The 13801-nt window shown below is 58.9% G+C and carries 13 protein-coding genes and 1 tRNA gene; 4 read left to right on the top strand and 10 right to left on the bottom strand.

Translation table 11 applies throughout. The annotated features are described in order from the left end of the window. The first annotated feature begins 687 nt into the window (after window positions 1-687). The 3 genes from AC3IYG_RS09315 (at window position 688) to AC3IYG_RS09305 (ending at window position 4443) form a co-directional block, all read left to right on the top strand. Complete coding sequence (locus AC3IYG_RS09315; RefSeq protein ID WP_489313484.1) at window positions 688-1191, top strand: hypothetical protein; 504 nt, start codon at window positions 688-690, stop codon at window positions 1189-1191. Between the two features lie 164 nt (window positions 1192-1355). Continuing rightward, on the top strand, window positions 1356-1622 hold the full coding sequence (locus tag AC3IYG_RS09310; protein ID WP_489313483.1) for a hypothetical protein: 267 nt from the start codon (window positions 1356-1358) through the stop codon (window positions 1620-1622). A 1-nt stretch (window position 1623) separates the two neighbouring features. Further along, complete coding sequence (locus AC3IYG_RS09305; protein ID WP_489313482.1) at window positions 1624-4443, top strand: hypothetical protein; 2820 nt, start codon at window positions 1624-1626, stop codon at window positions 4441-4443. A gap of 218 nt (window positions 4444-4661) precedes the next feature. Here AC3IYG_RS09305 and AC3IYG_RS09300 read toward each other — a convergent pair whose 3' ends face one another. Next, complete coding sequence (locus AC3IYG_RS09300; RefSeq protein WP_489313481.1) at window positions 4662-4892, bottom strand: hypothetical protein; 231 nt, start codon at window positions 4890-4892, stop codon at window positions 4662-4664. Between the two features lie 47 nt (window positions 4893-4939). On the opposite strand from AC3IYG_RS09300, the gene AC3IYG_RS09295 reads away from it, so the two are divergent. Further along, the gene (locus tag AC3IYG_RS09295; RefSeq protein ID WP_489313480.1) at window positions 4940-6118 is read left to right on the top strand and encodes a tyrosine-type recombinase/integrase; all 1179 of its coding nucleotides are present in this window, start codon (window positions 4940-4942) and stop codon (window positions 6116-6118) included. Window positions 6119-6196: 78 nt separating this feature from the next. On the opposite strand, the gene AC3IYG_RS09290 is transcribed toward AC3IYG_RS09295, so the two are convergent. The 9 genes from AC3IYG_RS09290 to thrS all read right to left on the bottom strand — a co-directional run bounded on the left by AC3IYG_RS09290 (window position 6197) and on the right by thrS (window position 13652). Further along, a tRNA-Pro gene (locus AC3IYG_RS09290) sits at window positions 6197-6273 on the bottom strand. A gap of 92 nt (window positions 6274-6365) precedes the next feature. Continuing rightward, window positions 6366-6722: a MerR family transcriptional regulator gene (locus AC3IYG_RS09285; protein ID WP_489313479.1), complete on the bottom strand. Its 357-nt coding sequence runs from the start codon at window positions 6720-6722 to the stop codon at window positions 6366-6368. Then, window positions 6703-7005, bottom strand: coding sequence for an integration host factor subunit alpha (ihfA, locus tag AC3IYG_RS09280; protein ID WP_003243414.1), 303 nt, complete (start codon window positions 7003-7005; stop codon window positions 6703-6705). The genes AC3IYG_RS09285 and ihfA overlap by 20 nt, the downstream gene beginning before the upstream one ends. A gap of 3 nt (window positions 7006-7008) precedes the next feature. After that, window positions 7009-9387 carry a phenylalanine--tRNA ligase subunit beta gene (gene pheT / locus AC3IYG_RS09275; RefSeq protein WP_489313478.1) on the bottom strand — a complete coding sequence of 793 codons (2379 nt, stop codon included), beginning with the start codon at window positions 9385-9387 and terminating at the stop codon, window positions 7009-7011. Window positions 9388-9425: 38 nt separating this feature from the next. Continuing rightward, window positions 9426-10442: a phenylalanine--tRNA ligase subunit alpha gene (gene pheS, locus AC3IYG_RS09270; protein ID WP_489313477.1), complete on the bottom strand. Its 1017-nt coding sequence runs from the start codon at window positions 10440-10442 to the stop codon at window positions 9426-9428. Between the two features lie 95 nt (window positions 10443-10537). Then, on the bottom strand, window positions 10538-10894 hold the full coding sequence (gene rplT / locus AC3IYG_RS09265) for a 50S ribosomal protein L20 (protein WP_108096687.1): 357 nt from the start codon (window positions 10892-10894) through the stop codon (window positions 10538-10540). Between the two features lie 29 nt (window positions 10895-10923). Further along, window positions 10924-11118, bottom strand: a complete 195-nt coding sequence (gene rpmI / locus AC3IYG_RS09260) for a 50S ribosomal protein L35 (protein WP_010489097.1) — start codon at window positions 11116-11118, stop codon at window positions 10924-10926. Window positions 11119-11178: 60 nt separating this feature from the next. Then, entirely contained in the window at window positions 11179-11730 is a 552-nt protein-coding gene (infC, locus tag AC3IYG_RS09255; protein ID WP_489313878.1) for a translation initiation factor IF-3, read from the bottom strand. After that, window positions 11730-13652, bottom strand: coding sequence for a threonine--tRNA ligase (gene thrS / locus AC3IYG_RS09250; protein ID WP_489313476.1), 1923 nt, complete (start codon window positions 13650-13652; stop codon window positions 11730-11732). The genes infC and thrS overlap by 1 nt, the downstream gene beginning before the upstream one ends. Window positions 13653-13801: the final 149 nt, after the last annotated feature.

Genomic DNA, 13801 nt, shown 5'->3' with positions numbered 1-13801 from the left:
CAGATACAGACCAACTCACCACCCATGCCCACCCAAAAAACCCATCGGTACGCTGTACCAAATCCGCTCGAAAAGACCAATCCGTCTGAAATAATCGTCATAGCCAACACAAAATTTAGTTCTGCAAAACATCCATATCGGCACACCTAAAGCTATCCAAAACGGCACATCATTTGGACGGCAGCCGCGCGCACCTGCACGGTGCAGAATGCCCCTACCGCCGGTCCCCTACCCCACATCCACGCCCTGCGCGCGGAAAAGCGCCGACTCCTGCTCCGGCCGATTCCCGCTACTAGAAAAGGGGCAACGATGGATAGCGATGCCTGTTAGAGGTTGGTGCCTAGCCAAGGAGGGGCAGCCCCTGCGCCAGACGCTTGAGGCGCACGAGTGAAGGTAATCGACTCCTGCGTGCTCCGCCCCGCATACGACGAACGCAGTCGCTATTACCCCCAACAAAAACGACCAAGCCTTGCAGCGCAATACGGACCGGCAAGTGAGCACTTCCGCCGGGGGGAGAACATGGTGAAAGAAGCCTAACAACGTGTACCCAGTACATCCTCGTATACCCTGCAGCCCAGTGAATCCGGGCCATCCGCATTTTTCCTCAAGCAGGAATCCGAGTCTTGGTCATACTTAAGGTACCCGCTGATACTGCGCGTAAACACGAAACTGAATGGAGTCAGCAATATGGATACCACCAAGGACGAATCCGCAACCAAATCCGCCTGGGCTACCGACGGCGTTGTTTTCAAGGTCGTCGAGGCCGGCACGCCCAGCTACGACCATCTGACGATAGAAGCCGGCGCCCGAGGCCTGCAACACCAACCATCCACCCTGCTCTATGACGCCCTGGCCTTGGCGTTCAACCAAACGCAGCCGGGGAATCTGCTGATGACGGTGCTGCCGAACCGTCCCTCCGCCAGCAATCTCCGCAAAACGCTCGCGGGGCGGGGGTTGAATGAATCGGACTACCGCGCTTTTCGCCCGACATACGACGAACGCGGCCAGCGCTACCCGAAGCACAAACGGCCACTGGTCTTACAGCGTATTACCGATCAGAAAATGCGCCTTGTGCAGCCATTCGCTGCCCTGGCTGAGAACATGGCCAAAGAAGCCGAACAACGCGGAAGCACCTACAGCTTCGCGCAACCGGAAAAGCCAGTAATTCCGGGGCCTGCGGAGCATGTTTAAACGCTAATCCAGGGGCTTACCAATACGCACAGCGTACGCTTGATTACGAATGACCGCGCCAGACGAGAGCGCGGCATTCAGCTCTAGCGCCGGTCTTGTCCTGGCCTTTTCTCTCCCCCTAGGTACAGCGCCCCCCGGTTTTCGGGGGAGCACCGGAGTGCTCAATGAAAAATAATAATCAGCACCTTTCCGCAGGAAATCGCATGACCGCCGAACAACGCCTGGTGCTCATTCGCCGCACCGCCAAAGACCGCGGCTTGACCCACCTAAACCTCACCAATCTCACCGGTTATTCACGACATACCGTGGCTGGCGGGCTCACCAACTGCGCCTCCGCCCGTCACCGGGAGGTCTCGGCAAGGGCTATCGACCGCCTGCTGCTGGAGTTAGCAACGGATCCTATCAAAGGCAACAAACCAGGGAGGGTTTGACATGTACCATTACTACCAGCGCTCGGAGCATGATGCTTGGTTCGTCCTGTCCTGTCAGGCAGGGGATGACCCGGTGAAACTGGCCAAGGCCAATGGCGCAAAGAAACTGACGATTCTTGCGGTAGACCAGATAGTCAGCGACGGCAGTGAAGCTGAAATTCCCCGCAACCGCGACAAGATTAAGTATCGCGGCCCGTTGTACTTCGACATCGACTGCAAGGACGACCTCGGCCAGGCGATCCAGAGCGCCCAGGAACTGGTCGGCAAGTTGACCCGCATGGGCTGCCCGCGTGACTGCCTGGAAATCTACCTGTCCGGCAGCAAGGGCCTGCATGTGCTGGTTCCGGAAAGCCTGTTCACCGGCTACCGGTTCACCCTGCGCCTGCCGGAAATCTACAAGGAGATGGCCCGCGACCTGTTCGTTATCGGCCTCGACTTCTCGGTGTACAGCGGCGGCCGGGGCAACAGTTTCCGCATCGTCAACCTGCAACGACACGACGGCAACTACCGCGTGCCAATCACCGCCGACGAGCTGGGTGAGTTGACCGAAGCGCAGTACCGCGAGTGGGTCAAGGGTCCGCGCGAGGTCGACTATGACGACCCGCAGGGGCTGGTGGTGCATGAACTGAAGGGCCTCTACGACGAAGCCAAGAAGCGCGTCAACACCAAGCCCAAGGTGGTGATCATCGCCAGCTCGGCGGACATGGACAAGATCCGTGAGCCGGTGCCGGCGTGCATCCAGCTACTTTGCGACAGCGAGAGCCTGAAGACTGACACCAGCTACAACCAGGCTGCCACCCAGCTGGCCACCTACATCGTCCGCGCCGGGGTGTCGCAGACGGCGGCCGAGAGCCTGGCCTCGCGCCTGGCCAGCAGCGCTAAGAGCAGCAAGTACAGCACCCCGAAGGCGCGCCGCGACCACATCGAGGCGCAGATCCGCTACGTCGAGCACACCCCCAGCTTCAGCTTTGGCTGCAACGCCATCCGCGCCCTGCTCAGCAAGCGCCCGTGTGAGGGCTGCGCGATCGAGGAAGGGATCGGCCCGGACGGCGACGCCGACCTCGCTCTCAAGGCCGAGGCGCTGAGCGACGGTTACTACGTCAAGTTCGGCGAGGGTAAGCGACGCATCAGCAATTTCACCCTGTCACCCCTCGACGTGTTCATCGAAGCGCCGCAGGACGGCACCACCCCTCGCCGGGTGGGCACCCGCATGGCGGTGATGAAAGCCGGCATCGAGGTCGGCAAGATACTGTTCAAAGAGTCCAGTTTCGCCAGCCGCTCGGCGTTCTTGCGCGAGGTTGAGGGCTTGGATGACCTGACGTTCCTGGGAACCGACCTCGATGTGCAGCGGGTCAAGATCGCAGTCTTTCAGGAGGGTCAGGACGTGGGGGAAGTCTTTCAGGTCTATACGTGCGGGGTCCACCTGGACTTCATCGACAAGCACCCGGTGTTCACTTACGTGGAACCGGACATGAGCATCAACTCGGTGAAGGTGCGCGGCACCCACCAGTTCCTCGGCAACCTGCAGGCGCGGCCCTATTTCGCCCACACGCCAATGGTCGAACAGGCCGATGCGGCGGTGGACCAGGCGCTCTACCACCTGCTGCGGATCAACCAGAAGTATGAGGTCGGGCTGATGATCGGCTGGTGTGTGGCGGCACACTTCAAGACCCACCTGATGCACCTGTACAACCAATTCCCGATGTTATCCCTTTGGGGCAGCGCGGGCTCCGGCAAGTCGATGAGCGCTGGCCTGATCACCTGGCTCAACGGCACCGACTATATGTCGATGGACTCTGGGGTCAGCGCCCCGTCGACCTCGCACTACGGCATGCTCGACTACCTCGCCAGCACCACCACCGTGCCGCGTATTGTCGAGGAATACAACCGGTCGAAAATGTCCCACAAAACTTACCGGGAGGTGGGCGAGCAGATTAAGCAGTCTTGGAACGGCGAGGCTACTTTGAAAGGCCGGATCGGCAACCGCTCCCTCGGGCGGACCAGCGCGGAAACCGTTTCCTTCCCAGCCTCATCCCCAGTCATTGTCATCTCCGAACAGGAGATCGAGATGCCGGCGATCCAAGAGCGCAGCATTCGCGTCCACCTGACCAAGGTCAAACGTGGCCCCGGCCGCGAACACTTCCGGCGCGCTAGCGCTGAACGTCAACATCTGCGCCGGCTTGGCAAGACAATCATGACCACGGCATTGAGCACCTCGCTGGAGGACATCGAGGCGCTCATGGAGAAGGCTTTGGCACTGCTGCCCGAGGACATGGACGACCGCCCGCGCTTCTCGTTGCAGGTGATCTTGGTGGGACTGTGGAAGCTCCAGGAAGTCTGTGTGCAGCGTCACCTGCTCCAGGCATTGAAGTTCCTCGATCTGGTGATCAAGACATTAACGGACCGCTTCACCGGCGACGGCGACAGCTATGTACAGAGTGAGGTTGACCTGGTCATGCAGAAGATCGCGGTGATCGTGGCCATCTCGCGCAGCGCCGACGAGGCCAAGGTGGGCCAGATTTACCTGCACGAGGGCCTGCAGTACGCCGTGACCCCGGAGTACCTGATCCTCGATCCGGTACTCGGGCACACCAGCTATGCGCGCTACTGCAACATCGACGAACGCAGCACGCCGGTGATCGCCAGCGCCGCGCAGTTCGTCAAGCTGATCCAGGAAGAACCCTACTTCGTGAAGTATGAACCGTATGCAGGCATGGCTGGCGGCCGGCAAATGCTCTACCTGTCGCTGAACATGCTCGAGGAAAAGGGGGTAGACATCGGGCTGCTGGGTTGTGGGATGGTCGATTCACACGCAACTTAGGTTAACAGCCCGGGATCGAGCGCCACCCGGCGCTCGTCCCATCCGGGCAGCTGCACAACGTGCGGCTCATGTCGCCAATGCAGGGGCTGAGCCTGTGTGAGCAGTGGGAATGCTGAGTCTTGGCCGGATAAGGTGGAGCTCAGCCTCGAGCTGGTTGCCCAACCTCACAACACGCACCCAGCCGAGACTGGGACGGGAGGATTTCTATGCGCGCAGACCTAGCGCAGCCGGTTAACCAGCTGCAACGGCAGACTGCTGCCCCGCGATTCATCCGGGTGGGTAATGCGCCCGCCTACCTTGGCCTTAGCCGTGACGAGTTCAATCGCACTGCCCGCCCTGAACTGCGCGAGTTTCCAATCGGCAAACGCGGGATCGGCTTCGACCGAGAAGAACTGGATGCGTGGGCCAGTGCTTACGTTGATCGTGTGGCAATTGATAAACCCGGCCATCAGGCGCAACAATCGCCGTGCAGCGAGCGCCTGGAAGGAGTAACACCATGGCGCGAAAAACCATTACTGGCCTCTCGCGAAGGTCGGGTATCTGGCACATCGACAAGAAAATCAACGGAGAACGACTTTACGAAAGCACTGGAACTGGTGACCGGGAAGAAGCGGAACGCTACCTGATTCACCGGCTGGAGAAGTTGCGACAGGAGAAGGTTTACGGCATCAGGCAGGTGCGGACGTGGCGGGAGGCGGCGACTCGGTTCCTGATTGAGTTCAGGGATCAGCCGTCGATCAAGCTGTCGGCACACCACCTAGCCGGGCTCGACCCATACCTTGGCGACTTGCCGCTGACCCACATCGACGACCAGGCGCTGGCCCCGTTCATTCGGGACCGCCTGACAGCGAGCGTGACGCCAGACGGCAAGATCAAAAAGGCAGTCAGTAACCGGACGGTCAACATTTCCATCGAGCGCGTGGTGCGGATTTTGACGTTATGCACCCGGAAGTGGCGGGATGACGAGCGCCGGCCATGGCTGGACAGCGTGCCAATCCTGACCAAGCTGGAAGAGAAGAAGGCGAGCCGCAAGCCCTACCCGCTGTCATGGGAAGAGCAATCGATACTGTTCGCCGAGCTTCCTGCCCACCTGCAGGCCATGGCCTTGTTCAAGGTGAACACCGGCTGCCGGGAGCAGGAGGTCTGCAAGCTGCGTTGGGATTGGGAGATTCAGGTGCCGGAGCTCGGTGCCAGCGTGTTCCTGATACCAGCGGATTTCGGCGGGCGGCACGAACGGGCCGGCGTGAAGAATGGCGACGAGCGCTTGGTGGTGCTCAACAGCGTGGCCAGATCGGTCATTGAGAAACAGCGCGGCCTGAGCCGGGAATGGGTTTTCCCACACAACGGCAACGCCATGCACCGGATGAACGATTCGGCCTGGAGAAAGGCCCGGATACGGGCGGCGAAACGCTGGCAGGAGAAACACCTTCGCCCCGCACATCCTGGCTATCTGTCGATCAGAGTGCACGATCTCAAGCACACGTTCGGCCGCAGGCTGCGGGCAGCAGGCGTCACCGAGGAAGATCGCAAGGCGCTCTTGGGCCACAAGAACGGCAGCATCACCAGCCACTACTCAGGCGCGGAACTGGGTCAGCTGATTGAATCTGCCAACAAGGTATCTGCTACCGACTCGCGCGGGCCGGTGCTGACGATTCTGAAGAGGAGGCAGGCATGAAATTACGACAAGTCACGCAAAAGTCACGCGCATGAAAAAGGCCAATGCGCGAACATTGGCCTAAGTCATTGAAGAATATGGTCGGGACGGAGTGATTCGAACACTCGACCCCTAGCACCCCATGCTAGTGCGCTACCGGACTGCGCTACGCCCCGACTAGGCGTTAACCCACTTCCGCATACAGCCGAAAGCGGATCGAACTATACATTAAGCTTTTGAAAAGTGGAAGTTTTTTGAAAGCTTAAGGCTACTTACGTAAGACGTGAAGAACGTCTTCCAACTCGGTAATCATCTGCCGAATGAGCTGTTTGTACTGGGTCGTATCATCCTTGGCTTCGTCACCGGAAAGGCGTTGCCTCGCGCCGCCGATGGTGAAGCCCTGGTCATACAATAGCGCGCGGATCTGCCGGATCATCAGCACATCCTGGCGCTGATAATAGCGTCTGTTGCCGCGCCGCTTGACCGGGTTGAGCTGAGTGAACTCTTGCTCCCAATACCGCAGCACGTGCGGCTTGACCGCACAGAGTTCGCTTACTTCACCGATCGTGAAGTAGCGTTTACCGGGTATGGGCGGCAACTCGTCGTTATGACTTGGTTCCAGCATAAGCCTCAACTCTGGCTTTTAATTTCTGCCCTGGGCGAAAGGTAACCACGCGGCGAGCGGTGATCGGAATCTCCTCTCCCGTCTTTGGATTCCTGCCGGGACGCTGACGTTTATCGCGCAAGTCGAAATTGCCGAAACCCGACAATTTGACCTGCTCGTTAAGCTCCAGCGCCTGCCGGATTTCCTCAAAGAACAGCTCCACCAATTCCTTGGCTTCCCGTTTATTCAGGCCTAGCTCTTCGTAAAGACGTTCGGCCATTTCAGCTTTCGTCAGAGCCCCCATACGCTACTTCCTTAACGTGGCGTTGAACCTTTCTTCCAGCGAGGTGAGGATATTCTGCGTTGTAGTACTCACCTCATCGTCATTAAGAGTGCGCGATGGATGCTGCCAGGTCAAGCCGACCGCCAAGCTTTTTCTATGCGGATCAATACCTTTACCGTGATACACATCAAATAGCTTGAGGTCTGTCAGGTATTCACCCGCAGCCTCGCGAATAGCCCCGAGAATGGCATCGGCAGCCACGTCCCGATCCACCAACAGCGCCAGATCGCGACGCACCTCAGGGAAGCGCGACAGCTCGTGGAACTTGGGCAACAACCCCTGAGCCACTTCAGCCAGCACCAGTTCGAACAGGAAGACCGGCTGATCCAGGTCCAAGGACTTGCTCAGCTCCGGGTGGATGGCGCCGACAAACCCCACGAGACAACCATCACGCTCGATCCGCGCCGTCTGGCCCGGATGCAGAGCCGGATGTTCGCCCGCCACGAAACTGAACGCGCTTTGCGCACCGGAGAAACCAAGCAGCGCCTCCACGTCGGCCTTCACATCATAGAAGTCGACCACTTCACGGCCATTGGCCCAGCCTTCGGTCATGCGTGCACCGCAGATAACGCCGGCGAGCATGGCTTCCTGCTTCAAGCCTTCAAGCTGGCCGACGAAGCGCAGACCGCTTTCGAACAAGCGAATACGCGACTGCTGACGGTTGAGGTTGTACTGCACGGCCTTGATCAGGCCCGGCCACAACGACGAGCGCATGGCTGCCATATCGGTCGAGATCGGGTTGGCTAGCATCAACGGCTCGACGCCTGGGCTGAACAGCTCGAACAATTTTGGGTCGATGAAGCTGTAGGTGATCGCCTCCTGATAACCACGGGCCACGAGCAGGCGGCGCAAGGCTGGCAGCTCGGCGCGGGCCTCGGCCTTTGGCTGTGGCGCCAGGCGGGCTTGTGGATAGCGAACCGGCAAGCGGTTATAGCCATATAGGCGACCAAGCTCTTCGATCAGGTCGACTTCCAGGCTGATATCGAAACGATGGCTTGGCACGCTCACACGCCACTGCCCCGCTTGCTCCAGCACGATCTGCAGACCCAGAGCGCTGAGCAGGCGCTCGACTTCCTCCGCGGCGATCTCGAGCCCGAGCATTTGACTGATGCGCTCGGCACGCAGCGTGATCGGCGCAATGCTCGGCAGGTGCTCCTGGCTGACCACTTCAATGATCGGCCCTGGCTCGCCACCCACGATTTCCAGCAACAAGCCCGTCGCACGCTCCATCGCCTCACGCGCCAACTGCCAATCCACACCGCGCTCAAAGCGGTGTGAGGAGTCGGTGTGCAGACCATAGGAGCGCGCCTTGCCGGCCACCGAGATGGTGTCGAAGAACGCGCTTTCGAGGAACAGGTCACGGGTGCCGGCAGCGACACCGCTGTGCTCCCCCCCCATCACCCCGGCAATCGCCAGGGCGCGTTGATGGTCGGCGATGACCAGCGTATCGGCACGCAGGCTGACTTCCTGGCCATCCAGCAGAACCAGCTTCTCACCCTCTTCCGCCATGCGTACACGAATGCCGCCGTTGATCTCGTTGAGGTCAAACGCATGCATCGGCTGACCGAGTTCGAGCATCACGTAGTTGGTGATGTCCACCGCGGCGTCAATACTGCGCACATCGGCACGGCGCAGCCGCTCAACCATCCACAGCGGCGTAGACTTGGACAGGTCGACATTGCGCACCACGCGCCCGAGGTAGCGCGGGCAGGCTTTTGCCGCCAGCACGTCTACCGGACGAACTTCGTCATGCACCGCCGGCACGACGGCAACCACCGGGCGCGTAACCTCGGCGGCATACAGAGCACCGACTTCACGCGCCAGGCCGGCCAGCGACAGGCAATCGCCACGGTTCGGCGTCAGGTCGACTTCGATGCTGGCGTCGTCCAGGTCGAGGTAAGCACGGATATCCTGACCAACCGGCGCATTGGCCGGCAGCTCCATCAGGCCGTCATTGTCAGCGCTGATCTGCAACTCGGAAGCCGAGCAGAGCATGCCGCTGGATTCAACGCCGCGCAGCTTGGCTTTCTTGATCTTGAAGTCGTCCGCCAGCTCGGCACCGATCATGGCGAAAGGAATCTTCAGGCCCGGGCGCACATTCGGCGCGCCGCAGACCACCTGGAAGATATCGGTGCCATTGCTGACCTGGCAAACGCGCAATTTGTCCGCATCCGGGTGCTGCTCGGTGCTCAGCACCTCACCCACCACCACCCCACTGAATGCACCGGCGGCCAGCGTCACGCTGTCGACCTCAAGACCGGCCATGGACAAACGCGCCACCAACTCATCGCGGGAAACCTTCGGGCTTACCCAGCTGCGCAGCCACTGTTCACTGAATTTCATCCTGCTCTTCTCCTGGAAAAAGGTTACGGGCCAGCGGCCTAGCGAAATTGCGCGAGGAATCGCAGGTCGTTGTCGAAGAACAGACGCAAGTCGTTAACGCCGTAACGCAGCATGGCCAGACGCTCAACCCCCATACCGAAGGCAAAGCCTTGGTACTTTTCTGGGTCGATGCCAGACATGCGCAGCACATTGGGGTGGACCATGCCGCAGCCCATGACTTCCAGCCAGCCCGTCTGTTTGCAGACCCGGCAACCTTTGCCGCTGCACATCACGCACTGCATATCGACTTCAGCCGATGGTTCGGTGAAGGGGAAGAAAGACGGACGGAAACGCACGCCCAGATCCTTCTCGAAGAACACCCGCAGGAACTCTTCGATGGTGCCTTTGAGGTCGGCAAAGCTGATGCCTTCGTCCACCAGCAGACCTTCGACCTGGTGGAACATCGGCGAGTGGGTGATATCCGAGTCGCAGCGATAAACACGGCCTGGGCAGACGATGCGGATCGGCGGCTGTTGCGTCTCCATGGTGCGCACCTGTACCGGCGAGGTATGGGTGCGCAGCAACATGTTCGCATTGAAATAGAAGGTGTCATGCATCGCCCGCGCCGGGTGGTGGCCAGGGATGTTGAGCGCCTCGAAATTATGGTGATCGTCTTCGACCTCAGGGCCTTCGGCGATGCCGTAGCCGATATGGGTGAAGAACTGTTCGATGCGTTCCAGCGTCCGGGTAACCGGGTGCAGGCCGCCAGAAGTCTGACCACGACCTGGGAGGGTGACGTCGATTAATTCAGCGGCGAGCTTGGCGCTCAGCGCTGCCTGCTCAAGCAATTGCTTGCGAGCATTAAGCGAGTCCTGAACACGCTCCTTGGCCGCGTTGATCAGAGCCCCGACTTTCGGGCGATCTTCAGCAGACATGTTGCCCAGGCTCTTCATCACCTGAGTCAGTTCGCCTTTCTTGCCAAGATAATGAACCCGGATCTGCTCCAGGGCATTGACGTCTTCGGTGTGTTGCACGGCCTCTAGAGCTTGAGAGACCAGCGCATCCAGGTTTTCCATTTACAGACTCCAGATACGAAATAGGGGAAGAGCACGAAGGCTCTTCCCCTATTGGTGACGTTTAGCACCGGGCGAGCCCGGTGACTGTCGGGGACTTAAGCCAGTACGGCTTTCGCTTTCTCGACAATCGCAGCAAACGCCGCTTTTTCGTTCACTGCCAGATCAGCCAGTACCTTACGGTCGATCTCGATCGCTGCCTTTTTCAAGCCAGCGATGAAACGGCTGTAGGACAAGCCATTGATACGAGCGCCAGCGTTGATACGGGCGATCCACAATGCGCGGAACTGACGTTTTTTCTGACGACGGTCACGGTAGGCGTATTGGCCTGCCTTGATTACCGCTTGCTTGGCAACGCGGAACACGCGTGAGCGTGCGCCATAGTAGCCTTTAGCGAGTTTCAGAATTTTTTTATGACGACGGCGAGCAACAACGCCACGCTTAACACGAGCCATGAGTAACTTCCTCTAGTTCTTGACCGAAATTAACGAACGCGCAGCATGCGCGCCACCTTTGCCACGTCAGACGGATGCACCATGGTGCTACCGCGCAGTTGACGCTTACGCTTGGTGGACATTTTGGTCAGGATGTGGCTCTTGAAAGCGTGCTTGTGCTTGAAACCCGAAGCCGTTTTCAAGAAACGCTTCGCTGCACCGCTTTTGGTTTTCATTTTTGGCATGTTCGGATACTCCGCATTCAGTTGATAAACATAACCGCAAGGCCTGCCGTGCCCTGGTGGTTATTTCTTCTTTTTGGGGGCGATGACCATGATCAGCTGGCGTCCTTCCATCTTTGGATGCTGTTCAACAGTGCCGTATTCAAGCAGGTCACCTTCAACCCGCTTCAACAGCTCCATGCCCAGCTCCTGATGCGCCATCTCACGGCCGCGGAATCGTAATGACACCTTGGCCCTGTCCCCATCACTAAGGAAACGTACCAGGTTGCGTAGTTTTACCTGGTAATCCCCTTCCTCCGTCCCTGGACGAAACTTGATTTCTTTAACCTGTATCTGCTTCTGGTTTTTCTTCGCAGCAGCAACTTGCTTCTTCTTTTCGAAGATCGACTTGCCGTAGTCCATCACGCGGCAGACCGGTGGAACCGCATCAGCGGAGATTTCCACCAGGTCCAGCTTGGACTCTTCGGCAATTCTAAGCGCTTCATCAATCGAGACGATGCCAATTTGCTCGCCGTCAGCGCCAATTAACCGAACCTCGCGTGCCGAGATATTCTCGTTGATCGGGGCTTTCGGGGCAGCTCGTTTATCTTGTCTCATTTCACGCTTAATAATAATTACTCCGTATCATGGCGACCACGCCGGGAAACCGCCTGAGCGAGAAAATCTGCGAATTGGGCGACGGGCATTGAGCCCAGGTCAGCACCTTCTCGCGTACGCACGGCGACGGTTTGCATTTCAACTTCCCGATCTCCAATAACCAAGAGATAGGGAACCTTGAGCAAAGTATGCTCGCGGATTTTAAAGCCGATTTTTTCGTTTCTCAAGTCAGACTTGGCACGGAACCCGCTTTGGTTGAGCTTTTTTTCAACTTCGAGAGCAAAATCAGCCTGTTTATCGGTGATATTCAATATCACAGCCTGAGTCGGCGCCAGCCAAGCCGGAAACGCACCCTCATAGTGCTCGATCAGCATGCCAATGAAGCGTTCGAAAGAACCCAGGATCGCGCGATGCAGCATCACCGGGTGCTTGCGGCTGTTGTCTTCGCTGACGAACTCAGCCCCCAGACGCACTGGCAGGTTGAAATCGAGCTGCAGGGTACCGCATTGCCACACCCGACCGAGACAATCTTTTAAAGAAAACTCGATTTTAGGGCCATAGAAGGCACCTTCGCCCGGCTGCAGGTCATACGGCAGGCCGGCACTGTCCAGCGCAGCGGCCAGTGCCGCCTCGGCACGATCCCACAACTCATCGGAACCCACACGCTTTTCCGGGCGAGTGGACAACTTGAGCTGGATATCCTTGAAGCCGAAGTCGGCATAGACATCCAGGGTCAGCTTGATGAACGCCGCGGACTCGGCCTGCATCTGCTCTTCGGTGCAGAAGATGTGCGCATCGTCCTGGGTGAATGCACGCACCCGCATGATGCCGTGCAAGGCACCGGACGGCTCGTTACGGTGGCAGGCACCGAACTCGGCCAGGCGCATCGGCAGCTCGCGGTAGCTTTTCAAGCCCTGATTGAACACCTGCACGTGGCAAGGGCAGTTCATCGGCTTGATTGCGTAGTCGCGGTTTTCCGACTCGGTGGTGAACATGTTCTCGGCGTAGTTGGCCCAGTGCCCGGATTTCTCCCACAGGCTGCGATCGACGACCTGGGGCGTCTTGATCTCCAGGTAACCGTTTTCGCGCTGCACTTGGCGCATGTACTGCTCAAGCACCTGGTACAGGGTCCAGCCATTCGGATGCCAGAACACCATGCCCGGCGCTTCTTCCTGGGTATGGAACAGGTTCAGGCGCTTGCCGATTTTACGGTGATCGCGCTTCTCGGCTTCTTCGATGCGCTGCACGTAGGCGGCCAGCTGCTTCTTGTCGGCCCAAGCCGTGCCGTAAATGCGCTGCAGCTGCTCGTTCTTGGCATCGCCACGCCAGTAGGCGCCCGACAGCTTGGTCAGCTTGAAAGCCTTGAGGAAGCGGGTGTTCGGCACGTGCGGACCGCGGCACATGTCGAGGTATTCTTCGTGGTAGTACAGGCCCATTTCCTGAGTCTCGGGCATGTCCTCGACCAGGCGCAGCTTGTACTCTTCGCCACGTGCGGCGAACTCGGCGATCACCTCGGCACGCGGGGTCATCTTCTTGATGACATCGTATTCGGTGTCGATCAGCTGCTGCATGCGCTGCTCGATGGCCGCCACGTCCTCCAGAGTGAAGGGGCGCTCATAGGCGATGTCGTAATAGAAGCCTTCATCGATGACCGGGCCGATCACCATCTTGGCCGTCGGATAGAGCTGCTTGACCGCATGACCGATCAGGTGCGCACAGGAGTGGCGGATGATCTCCAGCCCTTCCTCGTCTTTCGGCGTGATGATCTGCAGGGTCGCATCGCTGTCGATCAGATCACTGGCATCGACCAAGGCACCGTTGACCTTGCCCGCCAACGTGGCCTTGGCCAGGCCCGCGCCAATGGATTGAGCCACTTCGGCTACAGAGACCGGATGATCGAACGAACGCTGACTGCCGTCGGGAAGAGTAATAACAGGCATGGCGCTTCCTCTCCTAGTGGTGACCCCTACCAAAGGTCACATGGGTGGGATTAGCCAGTACGCGATCCGGCGGTATACCCGCCTCACAATGGCAGGAGCCCTAAGGCCAACCTGGACCGAACCGCAGTCACTGGGGATTTGAAGAATTG

The organism is Pseudomonas sp. KH_027 (assembly GCF_057838565.1).
This window is presented reverse-complemented; position numbering and strand designations above follow the sequence as displayed.